25 protein-coding genes and 2 pseudogenes are annotated in these 22390 nt (G+C 38.7%); 23 read left to right on the forward strand and 4 right to left on the reverse strand.

Annotated elements, in window-relative coordinates; all coding sequences use genetic code 11:
- Positions 1-130 precede the first annotated feature (130 nt).
- The 8 genes and pseudogenes from GN217_RS12160 (at position 131) to GN217_RS19005 (ending at position 5988) form a co-directional block, all read left to right on the forward strand.
- Positions 131-658, forward strand: a complete 528-nt coding sequence (locus GN217_RS12160; protein ID WP_156856950.1) for a hypothetical protein — start codon at positions 131-133, stop codon at positions 656-658.
- A gap of 3 nt (positions 659-661) precedes the next feature.
- Positions 662-1996 (forward strand): hypothetical protein, encoded by a 1335-nt coding sequence (locus GN217_RS12165; RefSeq protein ID WP_156856951.1) that lies wholly within the window; start codon positions 662-664, stop codon positions 1994-1996.
- Positions 1986-2195: a hypothetical protein gene (locus tag GN217_RS12170; protein ID WP_156856952.1), complete on the forward strand. Its 210-nt coding sequence runs from the start codon at positions 1986-1988 to the stop codon at positions 2193-2195. The genes GN217_RS12165 and GN217_RS12170 overlap by 11 nt, the downstream gene beginning before the upstream one ends.
- A 299-nt stretch (positions 2196-2494) precedes the next feature.
- Positions 2495-2662 (forward strand): annotated as a pseudogene (locus tag GN217_RS12175) (BMC domain-containing protein); the annotation flags it as partial.
- A gap of 127 nt (positions 2663-2789) precedes the next feature.
- Entirely contained in the window at positions 2790-3737 is a 948-nt protein-coding gene (mdh, locus tag GN217_RS12180; RefSeq protein ID WP_370459773.1) for a malate dehydrogenase, read from the forward strand.
- Between the two features lie 57 nt (positions 3738-3794).
- On the forward strand, positions 3795-4649 hold the full coding sequence (gene eutJ / locus GN217_RS12185; protein ID WP_156856954.1) for an ethanolamine utilization protein EutJ: 855 nt from the start codon (positions 3795-3797) through the stop codon (positions 4647-4649).
- Positions 4633-5034, forward strand: a pseudogene (locus GN217_RS19220) (flavoprotein); the annotation flags it as partial. The gene eutJ and the pseudogene GN217_RS19220, both read left to right, overlap by 17 nt.
- A 372-nt stretch (positions 5035-5406) precedes the next feature.
- Positions 5407-5988: a cob(I)yrinic acid a,c-diamide adenosyltransferase gene (locus tag GN217_RS19005; protein ID WP_232334426.1), complete on the forward strand. Its 582-nt coding sequence runs from the start codon at positions 5407-5409 to the stop codon at positions 5986-5988.
- A 223-nt stretch (positions 5989-6211) separates the two neighbouring features.
- Here GN217_RS19005 and GN217_RS12195 read toward each other — a convergent pair whose 3' ends face one another.
- Entirely contained in the window at positions 6212-6490 is a 279-nt protein-coding gene (locus tag GN217_RS12195; protein WP_156856956.1) for a hypothetical protein, read from the reverse strand.
- Positions 6491-6655: 165 nt separating this feature from the next.
- On the opposite strand from GN217_RS12195, the gene GN217_RS12200 reads away from it, so the two are divergent.
- From GN217_RS12200 to GN217_RS12235, 8 genes are all read left to right on the forward strand, one after another.
- The gene (locus tag GN217_RS12200) at positions 6656-7129 is read left to right on the forward strand and encodes a DUF7986 domain-containing protein (RefSeq protein WP_156856957.1); all 474 of its coding nucleotides are present in this window, start codon (positions 6656-6658) and stop codon (positions 7127-7129) included.
- 579 nt (positions 7130-7708) lie between these two features.
- Positions 7709-7987 (forward strand): CD3324 family protein, encoded by a 279-nt coding sequence (locus GN217_RS12205; protein WP_156856958.1) that lies wholly within the window; start codon positions 7709-7711, stop codon positions 7985-7987.
- Between the two features lie 426 nt (positions 7988-8413).
- Positions 8414-8566 carry a hypothetical protein gene (locus GN217_RS12210; protein WP_156856959.1) on the forward strand — a complete coding sequence of 51 codons (153 nt, stop codon included), beginning with the start codon at positions 8414-8416 and terminating at the stop codon, positions 8564-8566.
- Between the two features lie 300 nt (positions 8567-8866).
- A complete protein-coding gene (locus GN217_RS12215) occupies positions 8867-9076 on the forward strand; it encodes a spore coat protein (RefSeq protein ID WP_156856960.1) in 210 nt (69 codons plus the stop codon).
- A 121-nt stretch (positions 9077-9197) separates the two neighbouring features.
- Positions 9198-9761 carry a spore coat protein gene (locus GN217_RS12220; RefSeq protein ID WP_156856961.1) on the forward strand — a complete coding sequence of 188 codons (564 nt, stop codon included), beginning with the start codon at positions 9198-9200 and terminating at the stop codon, positions 9759-9761.
- Between the two features lie 20 nt (positions 9762-9781).
- Complete coding sequence (locus GN217_RS12225; protein WP_156856962.1) at positions 9782-10216, forward strand: spore coat protein; 435 nt, start codon at positions 9782-9784, stop codon at positions 10214-10216.
- A gap of 32 nt (positions 10217-10248) precedes the next feature.
- Complete coding sequence (locus GN217_RS12230) at positions 10249-10611, forward strand: DUF2642 domain-containing protein (protein WP_156856963.1); 363 nt, start codon at positions 10249-10251, stop codon at positions 10609-10611.
- Positions 10612-10627: 16 nt separating this feature from the next.
- Positions 10628-10837, forward strand: a complete 210-nt coding sequence (locus GN217_RS12235) for a hypothetical protein (RefSeq protein WP_156856964.1) — start codon at positions 10628-10630, stop codon at positions 10835-10837.
- 180 nt (positions 10838-11017) lie between these two features.
- Here GN217_RS12235 and GN217_RS12240 read toward each other — a convergent pair whose 3' ends face one another.
- Positions 11018-11953: a Gfo/Idh/MocA family protein gene (locus tag GN217_RS12240; protein ID WP_156856965.1), complete on the reverse strand. Its 936-nt coding sequence runs from the start codon at positions 11951-11953 to the stop codon at positions 11018-11020.
- 136 nt (positions 11954-12089) lie between these two features.
- Here GN217_RS12240 and GN217_RS12245 point away from each other — a divergent pair, with 136 nt between their 5' ends.
- From GN217_RS12245 to GN217_RS12260, 4 genes are read left to right on the forward strand one after another with little or no spacing between them, the layout of a single operon-like run.
- Positions 12090-13016 carry a glycosyltransferase family protein gene (locus GN217_RS12245; protein ID WP_156856966.1) on the forward strand — a complete coding sequence of 309 codons (927 nt, stop codon included), beginning with the start codon at positions 12090-12092 and terminating at the stop codon, positions 13014-13016.
- A gap of 18 nt (positions 13017-13034) precedes the next feature.
- On the forward strand, positions 13035-13715 hold the full coding sequence (locus GN217_RS12250; RefSeq protein ID WP_156856967.1) for an acyltransferase: 681 nt from the start codon (positions 13035-13037) through the stop codon (positions 13713-13715).
- Positions 13716-13753: 38 nt separating this feature from the next.
- Positions 13754-14980, forward strand: coding sequence for a glycosyltransferase (locus GN217_RS12255; protein WP_156856968.1), 1227 nt, complete (start codon positions 13754-13756; stop codon positions 14978-14980).
- Positions 14981-15002: 22 nt separating this feature from the next.
- Positions 15003-16007 carry a glycosyltransferase family protein gene (locus GN217_RS12260; protein WP_156856969.1) on the forward strand — a complete coding sequence of 335 codons (1005 nt, stop codon included), beginning with the start codon at positions 15003-15005 and terminating at the stop codon, positions 16005-16007.
- Positions 16008-16049: 42 nt separating this feature from the next.
- Here GN217_RS12260 and wecB read toward each other — a convergent pair whose 3' ends face one another.
- Entirely contained in the window at positions 16050-17120 is a 1071-nt protein-coding gene (gene wecB / locus GN217_RS12265; protein ID WP_156856983.1) for a non-hydrolyzing UDP-N-acetylglucosamine 2-epimerase, read from the reverse strand.
- 91 nt (positions 17121-17211) lie between these two features.
- Here wecB and GN217_RS12270 point away from each other — a divergent pair, with 91 nt between their 5' ends.
- The 3 genes from GN217_RS12270 to GN217_RS12280 all read left to right on the forward strand — a co-directional run bounded on the left by GN217_RS12270 (position 17212) and on the right by GN217_RS12280 (position 20985).
- The gene (locus GN217_RS12270) at positions 17212-18429 is read left to right on the forward strand and encodes a glycosyltransferase (RefSeq protein WP_156856970.1); all 1218 of its coding nucleotides are present in this window, start codon (positions 17212-17214) and stop codon (positions 18427-18429) included.
- Between the two features lie 104 nt (positions 18430-18533).
- Positions 18534-19886 carry a nucleotide sugar dehydrogenase gene (locus GN217_RS12275; RefSeq protein ID WP_156856971.1) on the forward strand — a complete coding sequence of 451 codons (1353 nt, stop codon included), beginning with the start codon at positions 18534-18536 and terminating at the stop codon, positions 19884-19886.
- On the forward strand, positions 19849-20985 hold the full coding sequence (locus GN217_RS12280; RefSeq protein ID WP_156856972.1) for a DegT/DnrJ/EryC1/StrS family aminotransferase: 1137 nt from the start codon (positions 19849-19851) through the stop codon (positions 20983-20985). The genes GN217_RS12275 and GN217_RS12280 overlap by 38 nt, the downstream gene beginning before the upstream one ends.
- 15 nt (positions 20986-21000) lie before the next feature.
- Here the strand turns inward: GN217_RS12280 and GN217_RS12285 are convergent, their stop codons facing one another.
- Positions 21001-22275, reverse strand: coding sequence for a glycosyltransferase family 2 protein (locus tag GN217_RS12285; protein WP_156856973.1), 1275 nt, complete (start codon positions 22273-22275; stop codon positions 21001-21003).
- Positions 22276-22390: the final 115 nt, after the last annotated feature.

Genomic DNA, 22390 nt, shown 5'->3' on the forward strand with positions numbered 1-22390 from the left:
ATATTCTTGAAAGATATATAGGATAGTAGTGAAATAAGTTTAGAAAACGCTTTTATTTATACTTGTTATTAGGCGATAGGTATTAAGTAGAAAGTCTTTTCATGAAATAAACATCAAAGGGGGACTTCAAATGAAGTTAAACAAAAAGTTTTTATTATTTATGCTTGTTCTACTTATTACAAGCGTATTGTTGGGGGCATGTAGCAATAATTCTGATTCGGAAAACGGTGAATCGGATACCAAGGAGGCAGATGTAACACAAGAAGCTTCAACTGAGGATAGGGTTGTTGCAATCCAAGCAGATACAATTAATTCACATTTAGTAGAAGATGCTGTCTGTGTAGTGAATAGTCGTTTTGAACAAGGATGGCGCATGGTATTTAGAGCAGCGGTAAATGACGCCACTACTGATGAGTTAATTGAGGATGCGGATGTTAAGGTAGTACTAGAAGATGGACAAGAATTTGAAATGGAACTAGGAAATCACGGGGAAGACACACAGCTTTATACAGTTGGATGGACAATTCCTGAAGACTATAATACTGGTACACTTGAATATGAAATAATTGCAACGGTTGATGGAGAAGAATATGCGTATGAACCTTTTGATGTGGAGCCTTCCAAAATGACGATCATTGAAGGAACAACGGAAGAATAGTATATGTCAAAAACTAAAAATCTATTATTTGTATTGCTATTATTCGTTCTCCTAATATTGACCGGTTGCGCATCAGACGACTCACAAGAAAATACAGATAATCAATCAGATGAAGCGACAAATGGTGAAAAGGCAGATAGTGAATCAGCTGAAGAAAGTGACGAACCTGAGGAAAAAGAAATACTTACCGGAAAGTTAACGCTGGATAAATCTGAAGGTAGAATTGGTGATGAGGTTCATCTGTCAGCGGAGGAACTTGAGCCAAAAGAGCCCTTAAAAGTCATGTATGTTGATATGGAAGGAAGCTTTGACATAGATAATAATTACTCTTTCAATGGGGCGCTCTATGAAGAAGTGGAGAGGGAACTAGCTGACGGTACAGCGGATGAAGATGGAAACTGGAGCGGTGTCATTACAATTCCAGAAGGTTTTGGTGATGACCATGATATTATTATTTATCAAAATGACAAGAAAGTTGCTAAAGCAAACTTTTTCGTTGAAACTATATTTAGTATTTCTCCTGAATCTGGCCCAATTGGAACTGAAATTGAAATTATTGGAGAAGGCTTAAGCTGGCAAATGTATGGTAGTGTTTGGCATCTCAATTATGATAATGCCTATACAGGAATGTTTACCGGTGTCTCTACAAACGGCAAGGCAAGAGGTGTTGTACGTGCAGCAGGGGGCATTGGTGACCATATGATCACAATTGAGAGTGGAGCTTCTGGTGCTCCTTATATAAGTCGGGATTCATCCGCGATTAATTACATTCATACACAGAATTTTACTTTTGAAGTGACAGATGACGAGCCAGAAACAGAACTAGTCTACGTTGAAGAGCCACCAGAGCCAGCACCTGGTGGAATAGAAATGCCCGATGCTGAAAATAAAGAGGGTGTTCAAATTTCCATAGATAAAGAGATGGGAGTAGTTGGCGAACCGGTTGAAATGACTGGTAGTGGATTACCGGAAAATGTTGAAGTTACGTTGGACTGGCATACAATGGTAGGTAACCGGGTAACAGCAGAAGGCTTCAGTTCCGAAGTATCAGAGTTAGGTACCGTGATGACAGATGAAAATGGCGAATTTACATATCCATTCGAGATTCCGGATGACCTCGGTGGGATTCCTCATTTAATTGACGTAAAAGTCGAGGAGGAAATTCATGGTCAAACGTATCTGCGAATCCTGCCATCTGTAGAATCAATCACACCTTCCGAGGGACCACCAGGAACTGAAATTACTGTTACCATTAAAGGTGCCGGCTGGACGGAATTTGATAACGCATTAGGCGTAACATATGATAATGCTTATATAGGCTATATTTGTGGGATTTAATAGCCAAGGTACAATCACACTTCCTCTTGTGGCATCTGGAGATCTAGGTTATCATGTACTTGATATCTATCCTTCTATTTACCAAGGAAAAGTGCAAATCCCAGATATTTACCGGAAGCCACAATTGACGTATCGTGATGACCATCCAGGAACAGGGATTCCAGCAATTCGCACATTCTTTAAGGTAACAGAAGAATAGAAAAACTGCTCGCATTGAGCTAAGCGAAGTCAACTTACTGTGATTAGAAAATGACCGTGTGAAGTCCGTGATAATATAACAGACTTCACACGGTTTTCAAATAGTAAATTACATCTTTTAGAATTTTCACATACATGTTCTCATGTTTGACACCAAAAACCGCCAAAGACGTTGTAATTTCAATGTTTTTAGCGGTTTTTTGATGGCTAAAAATAGCGTACTATTTTCCTTTTTTCATCCTTTTTTTGGCAACGTGTGGTACGGGATCAGAGGTCACTTCCTTTTCAATTATCGAACTGATCGGTGCTGGATTAGTCACTGTTTTAGTATCAGGTGATGTTGGTGCAGTTAAGGCTGCAACGGATGCAGGAAGTGAAGCTGCTAACCGTGTTGGTGAATTAGTGTCTGTACATGTTATCCCGCGTCCACACAATGAATTAGATGCAATCCTTCCGAAAACGGAGTAAGCTTGAATTAGTAGGAAATAGGGACAGCGCGTGAAGTCAGTAGCTGTCCCTATTGTAATTAAAGATGGAACAAGTGAGTGGAGTCATAATATTTTACTCATATGTACAAAAATGAAGGAGGAAGAAAATGTCTATGTTTAAAAGAAGAAAGTTTGCTGTTATTGGAGCTGGTTTTACCGGAACGACGACTGCTTTTTTATTAGCACAAAAGGAAATGGGAGATGTCGTTTTAGTTGATATTCCGGAACAGCAGAATCCGACAAAAGGAAAAGCGCTCGATATGCTGGAAGCGGGACCAGTGGAACCGTTTAACGGAAAGGTTACCGGTACATCCAATTATGAAGATATAAAAGATGCTGATATGGTCATTATAACAGCTGGAATTGCGAGAAAACCCGGGATGAGTCGCGACGATCTCGTTAACATCAATGCGAAGATTATGGTTGATGTATCAAAAGAAATTGTCCGTTATGCACCTGACAGTTATATTCTTGTCTTGAGTAATCCGGTCGATGCAATGACTTATACTTGCTTTAAAACAACAGGATTTCCGAAGAATCGCGTTATCGGTCAATCTGGTGTTCTTGACACAGCACGTTTTTCCACCTTCGTAGCGGAAGCACTTAATATAGCGGTTGAAGATGTTACCGGGTTTGTCCTAGGCGGCCATGGAGACAGCATGGTTCCATTAATTCGCTATTCTAATGTAGGAGGCATTCCACTCGATCATTTACTACCCCAAGAAAAAATCGATGCGATTGTGGAACGTACTCGAAAAGGTGGGGGAGAAATTGTCAACTTGCTCGGAAATGGAAGTGCTTATTATGCACCCGCTGCTTCATTAGTACAAATGGCCGAAACTATTGTGAAGGATAAAAAGCGAATATTGCCATCCATTGCTTATTTAGAAGGAGAATATGGTTATAAAGACATTTACCTCGGTGTTCCGACAATTCTTGGAGGAAACGGAATTGAGAGCGTTATTGAATTACCGTTAACAGCTGATGAACAGAAGCAGCTGAACCAGTCAGCTGAAGACGTGAAAAAAGTGATTGAAATATTACCAGTTGATTAAGTTTATTAATGAATAGCCCAATATATCTCTTGAGGTAGGAATGGAAGGTTGATACGTTTGTCAGTATCTATTAGGGAAATTAATCACTATGTTAACACCTTTGCTAAAGTTATCAACAAAGAGAAGGTCCCGGTCTATTCTGGCAATGTTAAAGTTGGCGTAGATTTGGGGACCGCCAATATTGCAATTTCCGTTATTACTGAAGAAAATCAGCCTTTAGCCGGAGCATTATATCCAGCCTCTGTTGTTAAAGATGGAATTGTTGTTGATTTTTTGCAAGCTGTGGATATTGTAGAGAAAATGAAACGGGATATGGAAGAATTATTAGGGTTTCCTCTAACGAAAGCTTCGACAGCAATCCCGCCACGGGTAGACAAAGGGAGTCGAAAAGTGATAACGAACGTACTTGAATCAGCACTATTTGAAGTGACGGACGTCCTAGAAGAAACGAATGCGGCAGCCGCTGTTTTAAGGATAACTGATGGTGCTGTCGTTGATGTAGGTGGCGGAACAACAGGGATTAGTATATTAAAAAATAATAAAGTGATTTACTCAGCGGATGAACCGACAGGCGGAACACATATGAGTCTAGTCTTAGCTGGTGCTAAAAAAATACCATTTGAGGAAGCGGAAAAGATGAAAAAAGATAAGACTAAGGAAAAGGAGGTTTTCCCTATTATCAAGCCAGTCGTTGAAAAGATGGCTGCCATTATTAAAAGGCATTTACAAGGGTTTGATGATGTGGAAACGATTTATGTCGTTGGCGGAGCAAGTTGCTTTAGTGAATTTACAAAAGTTTTCCAGAAGTATATTGGAATTGAGATCGTAAAGCCGGAGCACCCGTTACTTATCACACCACTAGGAATCGCGCTTAAAGGTGGTTTAAATAAGGGGGATGAACGTGGAAGCTAACCATACAGTCAGCCATGTTGATAAAGAGAAGAAGACAGCTCTTATAGTATTTACGGGCGGAGCTGTAGGCTTTAAAGAATCAATCGTTCAATTAAAAAAAATGCTTCAGGCTAATTGGAAGCTGAAGGTAGCATTGTCTATAAGTGCAGAATATATTTATTCAATCGATGATCTAAAAAAAGAATTAGATATAGAAGAGATCTATCTCGAAAGTGAAAATATGGGATTGAGTCCGTTATATGAAGGCGTTCCAATTATTATTATGCCCACGTTGACCGCTAATACAGTGGCAAAGATAGCGAATGGAATCACGGATAATATGACGACTAATCTCATCTCCCATGCCCTAATGTACAATATTCCTGTAGTTGCCGCGAGGGAAGCTAGTGATTTATCCTTGCAGGATCAAGCAGGAATAGCATCCACTGCCTATAAAGAGTTATCTGCAGCGCATTTAGCGACCATTGAAAGATTCGGAATTCAGCTTGTTAAAGCAACTGAATTATATCAAGCTGTCGAGGAAAATGTGGTACGAGCCCATTCAAAAGATTCAATTGTGCAAAATGTTTTTTCAAAAAACTTATTGAGCCGTGCAGATATACTGAAATATAAAGGAATGGTTGGGGAGTTGAAAGTTGCGAGAAATACTATCGTTACCCCATTAGCACAAGAAGCAGCAAAAGATTTAGGCATAAATATTGTAAGAATTGATCAGCAAACACGAAATCAATCGACTGACGAAACAAAAGACTTTGAAATGAAGATTTATACGCGGACAGGTGATAAAGGAAAGACATCATTAATTGGTGGACGTGTATTTAAGGATGATATCCGAGTCGAAGCCTATGGAACGATTGATGAATTAAATGGATTTGTAGGCAAGGCGATAACCGAACTTAGCAAAGATCAGTTCTCGGATATTATAGATGACTTAGAGAAAATTCAGCACGAACTTTTTGATTGTGGCGGTGACATCGCTAGTGTCGTTAAAGAAAGAAAGAATAAATTAACAGAGGAAACGGTTAATTATTTGGAAGAAAAGATTGATAAGTATTCAGAAGAAACCCCGGCAATAGAACGGTTTATATTACCGGGCGGCTCGAAGGCTTCCGCAACAATTCATATTGCAAGAACTGTAGCGAGACGAGCGGAACGACTGATTGTAGCATTAATGAAAGAGGAAAATGCTCCCCCACCTACAGTGTTACAATATTTAAATCGATTATCGGATTACTTTTTTGTGGCAGCCAGGCTTGTTAACTTTAGGTTGAATATTCCCGATGTGGAATATATTCGGAGTGCAAAGGTATTTCATTTGACCCCGGACTCGAATAAATAAACCAGTTGCCGGAAGTATCGCTTAAGGCAATGAAAAATCTTGCGCTATTCTTGATTGCATGAAAATGCACCTTGCGAATTGGTATTTTGGTTGTTCAGGCACTTCCACTTTACCATATTTCGCTAAAGGTGCATTTTACTTTTTGGCAGATAGGAAAGTATATATTCTGTCATACTGCATAAATGCCAAGTTTTTTAATAAAGGACTTAATGGTAGAATGAGATTACAAGTCTATATTCATATCTTTCGCTAGAGCAGCCTGCAATTTTACTCCGCAAGCACTGCTACAAACCGCAAACATACCATCTGTACCTGCCTTCTTCGCCTCCGAATCAGCTGTCGTTACAACCATTGAAACATTTCTATCCAGTGATTGTAGATAGACTGGAATGATTTCTCCTTCATGCTCTGAAAAATCCATCCCTTTTGTAAACTTAATATTAACGGCAGATAATGGTTGATCATCAGCAATTTTCTTCATGCACCAACCGCAAGTAAACATGTTATCCCTCCAAACTGAATGAAGTATTTAATTTATTACATCACGACTTCAATTTTGCCCGTACTTAGAAATTTCTTTGTAAGTTGGGGCTGTGTTAGAAAACTCTTTATGATATATTAAAGGGGATTACAGCATGCAGCAACAATAAGGATAGGGTGAATACAAATGTCTCTATTGGAAGCTTATAAAAAATATAGAAATAATAGAAGTGCAGTTTCTGAATATATGGAACAATTTGAAGCGGAAAATAATATTGAGAAAGAGCTATTATCTGCAATGGTAAAATCCGATACAGCACTTTATCATGTGATGGAGCGCAATCCGGAAAAGGGGACCGTTCTTTTAAAGGGCGTTACAAGCAAATCCGATGATATTATTACATTAGTGGATATAGAGTTTAGTAAGTCTATACCGCTAAATGCTCTTATATTCACGCGGCTCATAGAGTTAAATGGATTTTGTATGTCGTCGGGTCTCGTCTTTGTTTTTAAAGAAGAGCATCTACAATTTTTACTGAAAAGAAGTAAAAAAATGATGAAGAAGGTAAATAGCGGGGATGAATCGATCGACCGGTTTATTGCTTATTTTTACCTTAATCGTTCAGATGGCCAAGACATTTATTTTAAACATATCGATTAATATTTTACGTTTAGTATTAGTTAACTACTTTCTGGAAACGAACTCCACTTTTAAATTTTTTAAAGAAAGGTTTCTTAATCGATAGGATATTATATCATTTAGTTATGTCCTGTTCTAGTTAATTTCAAACCGTCAAATACCAATTAATGGAGTATAATCGTTTTTTTTTTGACTTAAACTATGAGCTTTCTTCTCGGAAATAAGTCGAGCGATAGCAGGGAAAAATCAATTATAATCATTCTTACCCTTGTAACCGAACCTGGAAAATGAGTAAATAAAGGTGTCGGACCGACAGACTCTTTCGGGAAGGAGGCTGATAATATTGATTACAGTTAGTGAGGTGGTTTCCGCTTAGCGGGAATCACCAGCATGGGACCGCCTGAGTGCGGTCCTTAATTATTTAAAGTGAATTTTAGGAAAATTAACATCTTTCCATCGTCTAGAAAATCAATTATAATCAAAGGTAAGTAATTTAAAGAAACAGGTCATAAATTTAAAAAGAAAGGAGTAGGATGAAAATGGACTATTTAACAAAGAGCGGTTATTTAGATTTCTACGTTTTCAAGGAGGAAGTTAAACATGCAGTACAAAAATGCAAAAGAGGTGCTTCCCCCTAGTCTGCTTAAAGAAATGCAGAAGTATATCCAGGGGGATTTAATTTATATCCCGAAAGCAAAAAAAGAGCGGGCAGCTTGGGGAGAAGTAAGTGGATCAAGAGAATTGATCGCGAAACGAAATGAAGAGATATTCCAGTTATACAATGAGGGAAAATCATTTGAAGAATTAGAGAAGAAATTTCATTTATCCTTTGATACGATTCGAAAAATCATTTATAAAATGCGAAACAATTATAAATAAATAATGACGGCGCGAAGTTCTATTCAGGAACTTCGCGCTTTCTTTTATTGGAAGAGCCCTGGGGAAGTTTGATTATAACTATTCTGTCGCTTGTTCCCCCGAACGTTTTCGTGCATTAATAAGAGTATAGCAATTGATAATTCTGAAAGGAGGTAGTGAGAATGTTTATAAAAATAATTGAGGTGGCTCTATTCTAGTCATTACCAAATTTCAGGTACATGCCGAAAAACAAGCAGCCTTCCTCATATTCAGGTAAATGATAAAGTGAAACTCATTCAGTGGGGTTTCCGTACCTCCCCACTGAATGTTAGTTGAACAGAATCAGGTATTTACGGACTGTATAACCCCCACCTTAACATATGGTTTTCCCTCTTGTTTAGGGTGGGTATTACAGACCGTTAATGCGTGATTAAGGGAGGAACAATCGTGCATATTGATATTGCTGTATATAAATGTATGGTCGATGAACGACTGGAAAAAGTAAAAGACGAAACGTATGGAAAGAAATGTTATGATGAGCAAACAAGAAATACGCAATTTAAATTGAAATTAATCATGATGTTGAACGTATTATTATAGAGAGAAAAAAAGAGCCACTATCTGCTACGGATAGTGGCTTTAAAAATATAGAAAGGGTTGTGGAAAAAGAATTATAAACATGGACACTGTTTGGGCAGCGTTCAGGAAGGATCGCCCCTTCCTTACTATATAACATGCATTTGCAATATTTTTGCTAGAGACAATGGTGCAGTTCCTGCTTAAATGTATGATTGTACATGAGTAAGTTACCCTTCCTGTAAACATATAGACAACAGCATAGTCAGCTAACTGATTGATATCATAGTCTAATATAGACATGTGAACAGGAGGGTGAGTTATATGAGTGAATCATCAAAACAGCCACCATTAAATGAAAAGCTAGTAGAAGTGATGGTCCAGACCATATTGAGGAAAAATGGTGTGAAGCCTGGCGAAGTGAAGAATAATATACCTGAAGAGCAGAAAAAGATGATTAGAGAAATGGTGGAAGACCTAAAGAAACAGGTTGCAGATTTCCAACAAAATCAAGCCAAAGATAAGAGTGAGTAAATAGTGAAAGCACCCGCTGTAGGTGCTTTCGCTATTTTTTTGAGACGTAGTGAATCTGTACAATCTTCTAGAGGAAAAAACCATAACAATATTATATAGCCAATAAGAAAGGAGTGTCAAAATGACGATTTATAGACATTCGGAATATGACTACGATGTAAGCAGAGGAAAAGGAGATAGATATTCCTACTTTACGGAAGATCCTTTAAGAAGCTGTAGCTGTGGCCATAGCTGTAGTGGCAAATGTTCTAACGAATCTAGCAAAAGCCCATCCCATAAGTCAACAGAATCCGACTTCAAAAGTGATAACAATGCGTTTGTACTGCAAGAGGGTACCGAATTATCTTTTATGGATCAGGAATCAGCAGAGCTAATTTGGGTGAAAGAATCGTGTAATATCACCGTAAGTTCAACAGATACGCAAATTGGGGTATCCCTGCAAGCTGCTTTACAGCTCGCCATTGCACTTGTTTTAAATATCTCGATTGCTGATGGCACACAACGTGATGCAGTGTCTCAAGAGTTGACTCAACATTTTAATATGGCGCAGAGAAATAAGCAAAAAATCTTTATCTATAATACGAAAGATGCGGTTGTAACGACTAGAGATACAGACCTAGCGCTTAATCTCCAGTTAATGCTTCAAGTACTTGTTGCCTTAGTGCTATTAGTTGAAATTCTATAAAATGAAAAGAGGTGGATTTGATGTCGAAAGTGAAAGAATGGAGAGCATTAGACCATTGCGATGATAAAAGAAATAGATCACAGGCTATCGTAGAGCAAGATGCGAATCAAAAAAATATTACGAAGCAACAATCAGAAGAATGGATTATTATTAAAGACTCAGAATTTGTTGAGGTAGAGACAACGGACACACAAGCCGCAGCATCTTTACAAATTGGGATTGAGGCGGCACTGGCGGTTGTACTCCGTTTAGCCATTGCGGATGGTGGCAAAGTGGAAGATATTTTGCAAGACTTTAACCAAATTACCAGAACGAGACAAAGCAACCGTCAGAAGACAATCGTGGAAAAATCGAAAGATGTCAATATCACGACAATTGATACGGATATTGCAATTAACCTGCAATTACTCATTCAACTGCTTATTGCTGTTATCGTTTCGCTGGAAATCCTTTAATGCTAAATCTTGAAAGAAAGGAGTGAATCATCTTGCCGTCACTAACGAATAGACAAAGAAATTTGTTGAACTTAATTAATCAACTATCACAAAACACAAGCACCGTCATTGAGAGTAAAACCGGTCTTGGAATAGATTTTCCGTCGGTGGACTTCAATATTGATTTTGGAGGTGTATCTACGTCACCTTCTACTGGAAAACCACCGGCAGGAAATGTTCCAACAACAATGAGAGAATTATTAATGACTCTAGTGAACGAACAAGTGGAGGTTACAACTCCATTTGGAACGGTTTCGGGATTATTGCTTGCTGTTAAAGACGACTATATTGTGCTTGTTGAAAGTGGGTCACAAGTTTTGGTCCGGATAGAAGCAATTGAACTGGTCAGTGAATGATAAAGGAGGGTTTGACATGTTTGAAGCAACTTTTGCTGCTGAAATGGCTAAACGAATCGGATCAACTGTTGAGGTTGTGACTGACAATAATTTAATTGAAGGAATTTTATCCACTGTTACTGCCGATTTGGTGCTAGTTATCGAAGTTGATAATGGTTACGATAATCTCAAGCAGTATGTATCCGTTGATGCAATCAATTACACACGCTTTCCCGCTGCAGCTTAATTAACTAGTCTAGTCTGTTCTGTTCCAATTCAAAACAGCCCTGCCTTAATTAGACAGGGCTGTTTCATTTAGATTCAAAACTCAACTTGTGCACATTTGAATAGTTCCAGAATGCGAAAGCTGAGTACAAAATAAATAAAAGGTAAGAAATGAACATATAGATAATTGGTGTTGTAGAATTTAAGCTGGATGAATCGATTCGCTGATTTTAATTGTAAGCTCCACGATTCGTTTCCCTTGTTTTCCTGAAACAGCAGGTGGTTTATCAAATTTTATGCAATGAAGGAATTCTATTAATTGGATGTCTAATGGCTGAACGCTATTATCGATTGTAATCGTTTTTGTAAAAGGAACTGCAATTTTCTTTGAGAAAGGTGTGGATGTTCTTGTTACGCGTATCGTTCTGTTCAGCAAATCAGCTTCAATCAAGGCCTCTTTTGTAAACACTTGAATTGTCCGAACTTTTCTTTTTGATTTAAAACTGGCAATCAGCTCTACGGTTACTCCTTGCGTCGATTTAAGAATTACAGCCGCGTGTTTCGTTGAATGATCGATAATATTTCCTAAAGCATGGAATTCCACTATTTTTTGCTTCAGAAGTTCATCTAAAATATAAAGATCATGAATCATCAGGTCTTTTACGACGTCAATATCTTTTAGTCTTGCATTGTACGGATTCAATCTGAAAAATGAGATACCGATAATCTCTTCATTTTCCAGTTCCTGTTTCAGGATTGGAATGAGTGGATTGAATAGTTCAATATGTCCCACTTGCAGCTTCACTCCAGCCTTTTTCGCTTTTTGTATTAAATCATCAGCTTCTGCTACAGTGCTTGTAATCGGCTTTTCAATCAACAGATGCGTCTTATTTCTGATGCATGCTAGACCGATTTCATAATGATAATCCGTTGGGACAGCAATACTTACCGCGTCTACACTTTGGAGAAGTTCATCCACGGATAGAAATTGTTTCACTTTATATTTTTCAGCAATTTCTCTGCTTCTATCTTCATCGTTATCAAATATACCGACTAGCTGACAATGATCTTGTAATGCTAGATATGTTTTCACATGATATTCTCCCATTTTACCAGTTCCAATCACACCGACTTTCATAGATAAATCTCCTCACTATTTAATTTCAATGATTACTGTCATTCTATGCAAGAGACTCGAAACGAGATAGACTGTCATAATGAAAATCTAAATTTGGCTCTTGTCTACGAGATAATAGAAAGGGGTTTATAGATCGATGCGGCATGTCTTATTTATTGGGGAAGATACTTCCCGGTTTATCAATAGAAACTTTTATTATTTGGAACAAGAACTGGCAAGGATTGTTCGCCTTACCGTTTGGAGGAAATCCGGCAATATTGATTATATTTTAAATAGGCTGGAGACAAAGCCGGATTTTATTTTAATACTGAATGATATGGGACACCAATTGTTCCCAATGATTAAAGGACTAAGGAATTGCAGTATACCGACAGGATTATTTGTGACAGATGTCCATCGCCTTGTTAAAATACGAGAAAATTATATCAATAAAAATAAAATTGACTATCTCTTTACAATCGGATGGGAGAAATCCGTCCAAACATATCCACAGTTTAAACATAAACTAGAATGGTTCCCTCACTTTGTTCATCCTGGAATATATAAAGACTATTTTTTAGAAAAAGACATAGATTTCCTAATGATAGGTGCCGTTAATAAGACTTATCCACTACGTGAGAAAATAGTAAATGCTTATTCCAAAGATCCACGGTTCATCTGCTATCATCATCCAGGATATCGTGACTTCACGAGGGAAGAGGAGAAAGATAAACGGGTTGGTGTACATTATGCCAAGGAATTGAACCGCACGAAGATCTTCTTCACCTGTCCTTCGATCTATAATTACCCTGTGATGAAATATTATGAAGCCTTAGCATGTAAAACGCTCCTACTAGCACCAACGTTCAATGAACTGGAAAGCTTAGGATTTATCCCAGGTAAACATTTCGTCGCAATTGATGAAAGTAATTTTAAAGAAAAAGCAGACTATTATTTGGCGAATGAGAAGGAAAGACAGCGGATTACCGAACAGGGTCATCAATTCATTCAGGAGAACCATACGGTGAGGATTCGGGCCAAGCAACTTATGGAGAAAATTGAATGTATTCTAGAAAGCGAGTAGCTGAAAGGAGGATTCTAGTTGTCAAGTATACCTAAAAGTACCCATTTAGGTCATCACGTCGTAATCGAAGACGGAGTTTCTATCGGTGAGAATGTTGTGATTGGCCATCATACCGTTATTTTGCAAGGAACACAAATTGGGGATCATGTCACGATTGGTAGTAATTGTGTCGTTGGAATTCAACCGGCGGCAAATGAGAAAATGCGAAAAGAATCACCTATAGAGCGTAATTTGATTATTGGAGCAGGTACGAAAATCGGGCATCTTGTTTCAATTTATGCCGGCAGTACAATCGGGAGAAATGTCTTTATTGGGGATCACGCAAGCATTAGAGAAAATGTCCACATTGAAGAAGGCTCGGTCATAGGTAGAGCCGCGATTATTGAATTGAACACGACGATTGGGAAGAACTGCACGATTCAAACCCAAGCCTATGTGACAGGTGATACAACTCTTGAGGATAATGTTTTCATCGGTCCTTGTGTTTCCATGTCCAATGATAAATACATGGGAGCACAAGCATACACTTTGAAGGGACCGTGTATTAAACAAGGAGCAAAGATTGGCAATAATGCCTCTTTGTTGCCAGGTATAACGATTGGCTCGAATACAATTGTTGGAGCAGGTGCTGTCGTTACGAAGGACGTTGATACAAATATAATTGTTGCAGGGGTACCAGCTAAAGAAATTGATGCCTGAATCTACTAGCCTCTTCTTAAAGGAAAGGATGAATCGAGATGTCCAAAAAGGTTTGTATGGTTGTTGCCTATCATCCGTTTTTGGATGCGAGGATATTTAAAAAGGAAGCCAAAAGTCTACAAAAGATGGGGTACGACGTCTCGATGATTGTACCTAGGAAAAATGGTAATTTATTTGATATTGATGGCACACCTTTTAAAAAAAGCTTTAGAAGTAACGTGTTCATCCATGAAGGGATAAAAATAGTCACTTATCACGCTGAAAAAACGAGAAAATCATTGAATAAAGTGTTAAGTAGTGAAGATGTTTGGGAAACGGAAGGCTTCAATAATCCGCTAACAAATTTGGCGATGGCAGAAGATGCGGATATTTATCATACCCATGAATATTTATCGCTCTTTGCTGGAATTGGTATTAAACGGCGGATGCAGAAGGAGAAGGGAAAGAAGGTAAAATTAATTTACGACAGTCATGAGCTGACACCTGATCCGCTTCATCCAAGAACGTCTGAAGAAAAAAGGAAAAACTTAGAAGATAAGCTGTTCATCATGTTGAAAGAAGTCGATTACTTGATTACCGTTTCCGATTCAATCAAGGATTGGTATATAGCACGAATGCCGGATTTACCGATTGAGGTGATTTATAATTCACCTCCACTTATCAAAGACGTTGAGCTAAAAGCTTATGAAGGAAGTCAGTTAACAGTTGGTTATGAAGGAAATATTACACATCATAAAGGCAATCAGGAAAAGATTTTCGGAATTTCAGAAATATGTTCTCAGAAACTAGACTTTCAATTTAAGATTATTGGTGGCAGCCAGTTTGGAACTCCACTTAAAATCCCGAAGCATCTTACAACGATCATCAAGCAAACGGGCTGGGTGGATTACCATTCGATTCCGAAGCATATGCAAGCTATTGATATCGGTTGGATTGACTTGGAAGAGGTGCATTATTCGCTTAATAGTGATTATGCGCTACCGAATAAATTTTTCAGTTATCTGAATAACGGGGTTCCGGTCGTCGTAAATAAATGTCAGGAGATGGAAAATTTCATCCGAAAGCATAAATGCGGTTATGTGATCCAAAAGCAGCAAGCGGACGCAAAAGATTTTGCGAACGCATTTCTTTATCTCAAGCGAAATCCGGAAAAATTAGAGAAGATGAGTAAGAATGGAAGGAAAGTAATGGAGGAAATCTATTCATGGGAGGAAATGGAGAAACGGTTGGCCGGTGTTTATGCAAAACTTTTACCAACTCCGTAACGGTAGAATCGAGGTGAGATAGATGCGCGTGTTGCATATTCCGGAGGGCGGCTTACCAATGATCAATCTATGTCGCTCATTGCGTCTGCAAGGCATTGACGCGACGGCATGCCATTTTTATGCGAATCGTTACCAGTTTGAATCAGATATTTGCTTAAATCTACAGGATATTCCAAAACACAAACGGTTGGAAAAGATTCAAAAGTTTTTTAAGAAAGCTATCGAGGATTATGATGTTTTTCATTTTCATTTTGGCGGCACATTCTTTCCTGATAAGCGTGATTTAGAGACGCTTCATAAAGCGGGAAAGAAGATGGTCGTCCACCACAGGGGATCGGATGCCCGTATCCTTTCTGTTGCAAAGGAGAAAAATCCGTATGTGCGTGTGAAAAATGAATGGACAGAAGAAAGAATTAGAGAGAATCTGACGAAGCTTTCATCCTATGTTGATCATGCGATCGCGCTTGATTATGAAATAGAAACCTATGTAAAAGATTATTATAAGCATACACATGTTATTCCCCACATTATTGATATCCATAAGCTAAAGCCGAATTACCCTACTATTAAACAAAACCCTCTTGTCGTCCACGCCCCGACCAAACGGAATTTAAAGGGAACAGAGTTTGTACTGGATGCTGTTCAGAAGTTGAAGAATGAAGGTATGTCTTTTGAATTTAAGCTAATTGAAGGCCTGAATCATGCGGAAACGATGAAGCTTTTATCTGAAGCGGATCTTGTGATAGATCAATTACGAATTGGAGCAGCGGGATACCTTACCACAGAAGCGATGGCATTAGGAAAACCGGTTATTTGCTATATAAGGGAAGATCTTGTAAGTAAATATCCGGAAGAATTTCCAGTTGTGAATGCTAATCCAGCTAATATTGCTGATGTACTGAAAGATTTGCTTCATACCCCGGCACAATGGAAAGCATTAGGTGTCCAAGGCAGGGCTTACGTGAAAAAATATCACAGTGCGACCAATGTCATTCATCAATATATCGATGTTTACAAGAAATTATAACTCAAAAGAGGTGAACTTGCTGGTCACCTCTTCCATTATTCTTTAAAATTCTTTGAGAAGTATATTAGCGATTTTGTGGGCAGCTCCTGCACGATAAAGAGATTGATTTGCTGTTGGTCGCTGTATATTTTGAATAGTATCGATTATTGTTTGGGAGTCGGCACCAGCTAGTTTGTTCCAGCCGGATTCCACTGTTTCCAGCCATTCCGTTTCCTCACGAAGGGTGACGCACGGTACTTGAAGCATGCAAGCTTCTTTCTGTAAGCCTCCTGAGTCCGTGAGAATAATATCTGCCTTTGCAGCCAATGCGAGCATACCAAAATAATCCAAAGGATCAACGAGTTTAATATTGGGAGAGCGGACGAGATCATCCAATTGATATTCCATAATTTTACTTTTTGTTCGTGGGTGCAAGGGGAGGACGACAACTTTATCCAACTGCTGAAAGGCCCGGAATATTGCTTTTAAACGGGTAGGGTCATCTGTGTTCTCTGCTCGGTGGACTGTTGCTAAATAATAGTCCTTTTCCTTAAGTTTTAAATTATCCAATAAGAAAGAGTGCTTTGTTGCAAAAGGTTTAAAATGTGTAATCGTATCATACATGATATCTCCCGTTCGATAGACACCTTGCTTAATTCCTTCTTTATTTAAATTTTCCACAGCATAATCCGTTGGACAAAATAAATAATCAGATAAATGATCGGTAATGATTCGATTCATTTCTTCGGGCATTTTTTTATTAAAACTGCGAAGACCAGCTTCGATATGAGCAATGGGAATATGGAGTTTCGCTGCAGCGAGACTTCCGGCTACAGTAGAGTTTGTATCCCCATACACAATTACTACGTCCGGTTTTACAGACATCATTAACTTTTCTAATTTCAGCAACATGTTGGCAGTTTGTTCACCATGGGTCCCAGAGCCGACAGCTAAATTATAATCCGCTTCAGCAATATCTAACTGCTTAAAGAAAACATCAGACATATTATAGTCATAATGTTGTCCCGTGTGAACGATAATCTCTTTGATATGAGGATAGCTTTTAAAAGCTTTAGACAACATACATGCTTTAATAAACTGGGGCCTTGCACCTACAATCGTCAATGCTTTCATCATCTACTTTCCTTTCTCAAGCAATTTCTATATTTTATTCTTTAAGTTTTTAGTTGTTCAGGAGTTCGTGCAGTTAGGAGTGAGAATTATCGTGAAACATGTATGTATATTAGTATCGGAGCATCCTTTTTTAGATGCGAGAATCTTTAAGAAGGAAGCTAAAAGTCTCGTAAAAGCGGGATTTCAAGTGACGATGATTGTACCTCGTAGGAATGGTTATTTATTCGATGTGGACGGTACACTGTTTAAGGAGCATTTCAGGGAAGAACAATTCTCTCATGAAGGCATCAAAATCCTAACATATGAGGAAATCCACCATGAAAAACAGTTAAAAAAACTTTATACTACGATTAAAAAAAATAAAGACATTCTCTATACAGACCGATTTATTCAATTGGCGATTGCTCAGCAGGCTGATATTTATCATGCACATGAATTTTACTCTCTGTATACTGGTGTTCAAGTAAAACGGGCACTCTCATCTCGGGGAAAGCAAAGCAAATTAATATATGATAGCCATGAAGTCGATCCAGACCCGCTCTTGAAACAAGCAAGTCGGACAGAACAAATTAAGCGCGACATGTTAAAGCTGATGTTAAATGAAACAGACACGATAATAACTGTTTCCGAATCGATTAAACGGGATTTCCATTCACTGGACGCAGCCTTATCAGTAGAAGTTATTTACAACACACCTCCACTTAGTAATGGTTATCATCCAGGACAAGGGAAGAATGAGCAGCTCGTTCTCGTGTATGAAGGCGTCATGAATGGAAAAAGAGGCAGCTTCCATAAGTTAATGAAGATAACAGAATTATGTAATGAACAGTTCCCGCTCAAAGTCATTCTGATTGGTGGAAATAAAAAATCAGAGAACCCTCTTTTAATCCCATCTCACCTAGAGGATAAGATTATCCAAACTGGCTGGGTCGATTATGAGGAGATACCAGAAAAGATGAAAGGAGCAGATTTGGGTTGGGTGGATTTGGATGCGAAAGGGTCTTTGAACAATCGATATGCAATGCCGAATAAATTCTTCAGCTATTTAAATAATGGCCTGCCGGTAGTTGTGAATCAATGTGACGATATGAAAGAATTTATTCGGAAATATAATTGCGGTTATGTCGTTAAAGGGCGTGAAGCAACCGCGGAAGATTATGCTAAAGGTTTGCTCGATCTTAACTTCAACCGAAAGCAAATTCATGCAATGAGTCTTCAAGCGAGAAAGGTAATGGAAGAGAGATTCAGTTGGGCAAAAATGGAAAAGCGGCTTCTATCTATTTATGATGAGCTTAACGAAGGTGGATGAATGATGAGGATAAACCAGATTCTATTTTTCTAATCATACGTACAATCAATGAAACAATATATGACATAAAGTATCACATACTAATGAAGAAATGAGGGAATGGTATGGCAGACTATTCTAGTTTACCTACCGATTCAGTAGCTGTAATCGGGCTTGGTAAAATCGGACTGACATTAGCAGCAGTGTTTGCGAATAATGGGTTTAATGTGCATGGTGCTGATATTAATGAAGATGTTGTATCATCGATCAATCAAGGGATTTCCCATATTAAAAATGAGCCAGGTTTAGAAAAATTAGTTTCCGAAGCTCATAATAGTAAAATGTTGTCTGCAACGAAGCGGACTGCAGAGGCCGTTCAACAATCGAATATCATAATTGTCATTGTCCCTGTTCTCATTGATGATGATAATCGTATAGACTATCGGTTCATTGATCAAGCGGTGCTGGACATAGCGAAAGGATTAAAGAAAGGCTCTCTTATCATATTTGAAACAACACTTGCACCGGGCGATACGCGCAATAGATTTGGTACGAAAATAGAAGAAGTTTCAGGTTTGAAAATGGGGGAAGATTTTCATCTTGCCTACAGTCCGGAAAGAGTTTACTCGAATCGGATCATCCGCGATCTACAGAGCTATCCTAAAATCGTTGGCGGGTTGGATGAAAGAAGTCTCTCATTAGCAAAACAATTTTATACGAAGTCTCTAGGGTGTGAGCTGATAGATGTAAGTACACTCGAAACAGCCGAATTTTCCAAAGTAGCAGAATGCGTTTACCGGGACGTCAACATTGCCCTCGCGAATGAATTGGCTATGTTTGCGGATGAGAAAAATGTTGATATCAATGAAGTGATTACAGTAAGTAATAGTCAGCCTTATTCGCATCTTCATCACCCCGGAATTGGCGTTGGCGGTCATTGTATTCCAATCTATCCTTACTTTTTCATCAATAAAGGCTTAACTAGTGGGCTAACCCCCTTAGCGAGAACGATTAATGATCAAATGGCTGACTATTCCTTAGCGAAGATGGAAGAAGAGTTAGGGACTTTCCAGGATAAAAATATCCTTATCCTCGGGCTTTCTTACCGGGAAAATGTGAAAGAGCCTACAAAGTCTACGGCGCTCATGCTCATTGATAAGCTTAAGCGAGCAAAGGCAAATATCTTTGTCCATGATCCTCAGTTTACAACAAGTGAAATAGAACGTTATGCTGTCCTCCCTCTACAGTTGAGTGATTCGGTGATTGAAGAAATAGATGCCATCATTATTCAAGCCTTCCATAAGGAATATGAGAATCTTGATTTTGCAGCGTTCACCAATTGCAAGCTCGTTTTGGACGGTCGGAATAAAGTAAAGGAAGAGGAAATAAATAAATTAAATATGACGTATATCGGAATCGGAAATGGACGGGGGGATTCCAATGAAGGAAGAAATAACGCAGCCGATTCCAATGGTTGATTTACAGGCAGAATTGAATTTATTACGTACCCCTATTCTTGAAATAATAACAGAAGTGTTGGATAGTGGGAATTATGTACTTGGGGAAAAAGGGGAGATGTTCGAGAAATTAGCCGCGGGCTACGTAGGAGCAAACTATGCCCTCGGGGTAGCGAATGGAACGGATGCATTAGTCTTGGCGTTGAAAGCATTAAATATTGGCCCAAAAGATGAAGTAATTACAACTCCATTTACTTTTTTCGCCACAGCTGAGGCAATTGCTGAAGTTGGGGCATCTCCTGTGTTTGTTGATATTGAAGCAGATACCTACAATTTGGATCCCGCCCAAATTGAAGCAGCTATTACCCCAAAAACAAAAGCAATCATAGTTGTCCATTTATACGGTAGGGCTGCAAATATGAAGGAGATCATGTTCCTAGCTGAAAAATATAATTTACGTGTGATTGAAGATGCTTGCCAGGCAATTGGCACGGAGTTTGAGGGAAAACGAGTTGGTGCCATTGGAGACATCGGCTGCTTTTCATTTTTCCCGTCTAAAAATCTAGGAGCTCTCGGGGATGCGGGCCTTGTCACGACGAATAAAAAAACACTCTACGAAACAATGCTCAAACTCCGCAATCATGGGAGCGATAAAAAATATCATCATTCTTTAATTGGTATGAACAGCAGATTGGATGAGATGCAAGCAGCTATTTTACTCGTCAAATTATATTATTTAGATATTTTCTTGGATAAGAGGAAGGAAGTCGCGAGAAGATATACTAAAAACTTACCCGGCTTTTTATTGAAGCCAAACGTTCCGAGTGGTCGCGAGCATACCTTCCATCAATATTGTATCGAACTGGATAACCGGGATAAATTGGCGGCTGAATTGGCAAGAAACCATATTGCTTCAGCGGTTTACTATCCAGTCCCCTTACATTTACAAGAAGCTTTCCGTTATTTGAATTATAAAAAAGGAGCGTTCCCGGTCGCGGAACAAGCAGCAAATCGCATATTGGCCCTACCAATTTATCCGATGATGACCTCCCAGCAGCAGGGATTAATTATTTCAACGATCAACAGGTTTTTTGAAGGCAAAGGCAATGAAGAAAAATGATTTTTAACATAACATTTATAAGTAATTTAAAAATTCATACCACTGCTTCTTGTTTTTTCGTGTAATACTTTCCTTATGTTCCCTAATATTATAAACGGTGAAATTTTCATATTGGAAACGGTACGTTGTGATTAAATGGTTTAGCACACTTACATCTTCAAACAACCTGCCATTTTTAAAAGGAACAATGGGAAACCCGCCGATTGCTTTTAATGAAGCCGTCCGGTAGATTCGTGGACCAAGCGGGAAGTGATAAGACAATAAATCCTTTCTTTCATGAACCGGTCTTCCTGTCGTTATACTTTTGAACAGAATATTCCCTTCTCGCTGCTTCCATCGTCTGAAATTACCATATAAAACAGCAACATCTTCAGGTAGATGAGGGAGATGACTTTTGATTACAGAAACAGCATCCGCGTCAAGCCAGTCGTCTGCATCGAGCTCTAAAATAAAATCAGAAGTAACATAAGGCAGTAAATCATTGAGTGCCTTTGCTTTTCCCGCATTCTCCTTGGTGAATAATTGGATTACGGGCTCATGTCGCCAGTTTTGCATGTGTTTATAGGAGTCATCCGTTGAACCATCATCGATGATGCAAATTTGTTCTGGCCTTTCGGTTTGGAAAAGGCATGATGTTATTGCGGCTTCCACATAGTTTTCCATATTATAGTTTGCCATGAGAATGGTAAGGCTCGGGTGTTCCGTAGAGCTTTTCTTGTAGTGATATTTTTCAAGCAGTTGGAGCTTTTCGATCCGGTCGCGCGTTGTACTTTCAGTTGCCCGCTTTATTAGGTCTTTTTTATCTACTATCACTGCATCATCCATGGTGGAAAGCCATGCAGAAAAGAGTGCATCTTTGAAAGGGAGCTGATGATCCAGTAGAAAAGGATGATTCTGTAAATATGCTGTCCGGACGAGGAGGGGGAAGGGCAGCGAAATATGCTTTAGGGAGTAGTTATGCTGCATGATCGCCTGGGAGGGGGTCAACTGGAGTGCTTCATTTGTGATTTTAGGAGAAAGATACTCGGACTGTTTTAGAAAAAGGATGTATTCACTTTTTTGTTGTGCTATTACTTCATTTAGAAGCTTTCCAAATCCATTTGGTTGATAGGTGTGAACAACTGGATTTGGGAGCATGCTTTGCTTCTTAGGCATGGGAAGGTGAATATCTTTTTCTTGCAGGATTGTGACGGAATGTAGCTGGGAATTAATGTTATAGAGTGAGGTTAATGCTCGGTGAAGATGCGCGGAACTCGGATAGTCCATTAGAATAGCACTAATTGCTTTCATATGGATTCCTCCATTCTTGTTATCCATTATATATATGAAGATGGTCAAATTTTTATAACTGGAAAAAGGCAAAGCTGTATTTGGTCATAACCCCAAAAACAACTTTGCCTAAATT

This window comes from Oceanobacillus sp. AG, assembly GCF_009746545.1.
Taxonomy (GTDB): Bacteria; Bacillota; Bacilli; order Bacillales; family Amphibacillaceae; genus Oceanobacillus; species Oceanobacillus indicireducens.

Bases quoted from the DNA above. Each gene is read 5' to 3' on its own strand.
- GN217_RS12160 (WP_156856950.1), top strand. From the start codon at position 131: ATGAAGTTAAACAAAAAGTTTTTATTATTTATGCTTGTTCTACTTATT.
- GN217_RS12165 (WP_156856951.1), top strand. From the start codon at position 662: ATGTCAAAAACTAAAAATCTATTATTTGTATTGCTATTATTCGTTCTC.
- mdh (WP_370459773.1), top strand. From the start codon at position 2,790: ATGTCTATGTTTAAAAGAAGAAAGTTTGCTGTTATTGGAGCTGGTTTT.
- GN217_RS19005 (WP_232334426.1), top strand. From the start codon at position 5,407: ATGAAGATTTATACGCGGACAGGTGATAAAGGAAAGACATCATTAATT.
- GN217_RS12195 (WP_156856956.1), bottom strand. From the start codon at position 6,490: ATGTTTACTTGCGGTTGGTGCATGAAGAAAATTGCTGATGATCAACCA.
- GN217_RS12200 (WP_156856957.1), top strand. From the start codon at position 6,656: ATGTCTCTATTGGAAGCTTATAAAAAATATAGAAATAATAGAAGTGCA.
- GN217_RS12205 (WP_156856958.1), top strand. From the start codon at position 7,709: ATGCAGTACAAAAATGCAAAAGAGGTGCTTCCCCCTAGTCTGCTTAAA.
- GN217_RS12215 (WP_156856960.1), top strand. From the start codon at position 8,867: ATGAGTGAATCATCAAAACAGCCACCATTAAATGAAAAGCTAGTAGAA.
- GN217_RS12220 (WP_156856961.1), top strand. From the start codon at position 9,198: ATGACGATTTATAGACATTCGGAATATGACTACGATGTAAGCAGAGGA.
- GN217_RS12225 (WP_156856962.1), top strand. From the start codon at position 9,782: ATGTCGAAAGTGAAAGAATGGAGAGCATTAGACCATTGCGATGATAAA.
- GN217_RS12235 (WP_156856964.1), top strand. From the start codon at position 10,628: ATGTTTGAAGCAACTTTTGCTGCTGAAATGGCTAAACGAATCGGATCA.
- GN217_RS12240 (WP_156856965.1), bottom strand. From the start codon at position 11,953: ATGAAAGTCGGTGTGATTGGAACTGGTAAAATGGGAGAATATCATGTG.
- GN217_RS12245 (WP_156856966.1), top strand. From the start codon at position 12,090: ATGCGGCATGTCTTATTTATTGGGGAAGATACTTCCCGGTTTATCAAT.
- GN217_RS12255 (WP_156856968.1), top strand. From the start codon at position 13,754: ATGTCCAAAAAGGTTTGTATGGTTGTTGCCTATCATCCGTTTTTGGAT.
- GN217_RS12260 (WP_156856969.1), top strand. From the start codon at position 15,003: ATGCGCGTGTTGCATATTCCGGAGGGCGGCTTACCAATGATCAATCTA.
- wecB (WP_156856983.1), bottom strand. From the start codon at position 17,120: ATGAAAGCATTGACGATTGTAGGTGCAAGGCCCCAGTTTATTAAAGCA.
- GN217_RS12275 (WP_156856971.1), top strand. From the start codon at position 18,534: ATGGCAGACTATTCTAGTTTACCTACCGATTCAGTAGCTGTAATCGGG.
- GN217_RS12280 (WP_156856972.1), top strand. From the start codon at position 19,849: ATGAAGGAAGAAATAACGCAGCCGATTCCAATGGTTGATTTACAGGCA.
- GN217_RS12285 (WP_156856973.1), bottom strand. From the start codon at position 22,275: ATGAAAGCAATTAGTGCTATTCTAATGGACTATCCGAGTTCCGCGCAT.